Here is a 1,841-nt window from a genome sequence, read left to right on the forward strand (position 1 = left end):
CTTTTATTCCTAATGAAAACATTCTCTTTTTAAGAGCACAATTAATAACAGGATATTCAATAATAGATATTATGAGATGGTTAAATTATAAAATATCTAATAATTCTAAAAACGATAAAGGATTAATAGGAAAATTAATAGAATTTTATTTAATAGGTAAAAAACATAATCATAAATCTAATCAAGATATACCATATCTTGGTATAGAAATTAAAACAATAACTATTAATTTAAATAATAAAATTATTAATGATATTTTTATTTGTTCTTTACCTTTAGTTAATAAAAATGTTTTATGTTTTTATAAAAGTAAATTATATAATAAATTATCTAAAATTTTATGGATACCTATTATTAGAGATATAAATATACCTTTTTTTAAACGAAAAATAGGTAAACCATTTTTTTGGGTACCAACTATAAATGATAAAATAAAGTTAAATTATGATTGGAATAATTTAATTAAGTTATTAATTTTAGGTAAAATAAAAAACATAAATTCTTATAATGGTTATATTTTATCAATAAAAAATAAAGGAAATAAAAAATCTTTTACTAAGACAATAAATCATTTAGGTAAAATTATATCTATTTTCCCCAAAGCTTTATATTTTAAAAAAAAATTTTTAAATTCCTTATTAAGAAATAATCATTAAAAATTTTTTTAAAATAATTCTAAGTTAATTAATTCTTGTATTTTTTGACGACGTCTGATAATTTTAGGGATATTATTTTCAATTAAAATTTCAGGTATTAATGGTCTACTATTATAATTAGAAGACATTGATGCTCCATATGCTCCAGTATCATGAAAAATTAAATAATCACCAATTTTTACTATAGGTAACATAAAATAAGAAATTTCTCCATTATCTATCTGTGTAAATATATCTCCTGATTCACATAAAGGTCCTGCTACAATAGTAGCAATTTTTGAGTTATTAGACATATCTTCACCTTTAGATGAAATTGCAGATATATAATGGTAACTACCATACATTACAGGTCTAATTAAATCATTAAAACCTGCATCTACTATAACAAATTTTCTTTTTTTTATATTTTTTATCGCACATACTTGACAAATTAAAATGCCTGATTCTGCTACTAAAAACCTTCCTGGTTCAATTTCTAATTGAACATTTTTTTTAAAAAAATTATTAATAATATTTCTTGTATTATTCCATAATGTAAAATAATGATTAGTATTTACTTTTATATCATTTTTTTTATAAGGTATAGATAATCCTCCTCCGGCTGAAATAATATTAATTTTTGGCATATAAGGTTGTAAAACATTATTTAACATTGAATTACATACTTTTTGTAAATGATAATAATTAACTCCTGATCCTATATGCATATGTATTCCAATTAAATTTAAATTATATTTTTTTATATAATAAATTGATTTTTTTAAATCTTTATACCAAATCCCGTGTTTACTTGTTTCTCCTCCTGTATTTGTTTTTTTATTATGACCATGTCCAAAACCAGGATTAATTCTTAACCATATATTATGTCCTTTAGAAATACTACCTAATTGATGTATCATATCCATTGATCCAATATTTACAGTAATATTTAATTCAATAACACGTTTTAACGTTTGTGTATCAAAAATATCAGAAGTAAATACAATATCATTATTTTTTTTAGGATCATAACCAGCAATCAAAGCTCTTTCTATTTCTCCTAATGAAATAGCATCGACTTTAACTCCTTCATGTCTCATAATTTTTAAAATATTGATATTAGAACAAGATTTTTGTGCAAATCTAATTATATCAAACTTTTTTAATTGTAAAATTTTATTTTTTATATTTTCAACACAATATAAC

Annotated in this window: 2 protein-coding genes; one reads left to right on the plus strand and one right to left on the minus strand. The window is 20.8% G+C overall.

The window, feature by feature from the left end; all coding sequences use genetic code 11:
* Positions 1-656, plus strand: a 656-nt coding sequence (locus GJU03_RS02065) for a MutH/Sau3AI family endonuclease (protein WP_168919020.1), incomplete at its 5' end; no start/stop codon positions are given.
* Between the two features lie 8 nt (positions 657-664).
* Here the strand turns inward: GJU03_RS02065 and lysA are convergent.
* A partial coding sequence (lysA, locus tag GJU03_RS02070) for a diaminopimelate decarboxylase (RefSeq protein ID WP_168919021.1) occupies positions 665-1,841 on the minus strand: 1,177 nt, incomplete at its 5' end.

It is taken from the genome of Enterobacteriaceae endosymbiont of Donacia bicoloricornis (genome assembly GCF_012567955.1).
Taxonomy (GTDB): domain Bacteria; phylum Pseudomonadota; class Gammaproteobacteria; order Enterobacterales; family Enterobacteriaceae.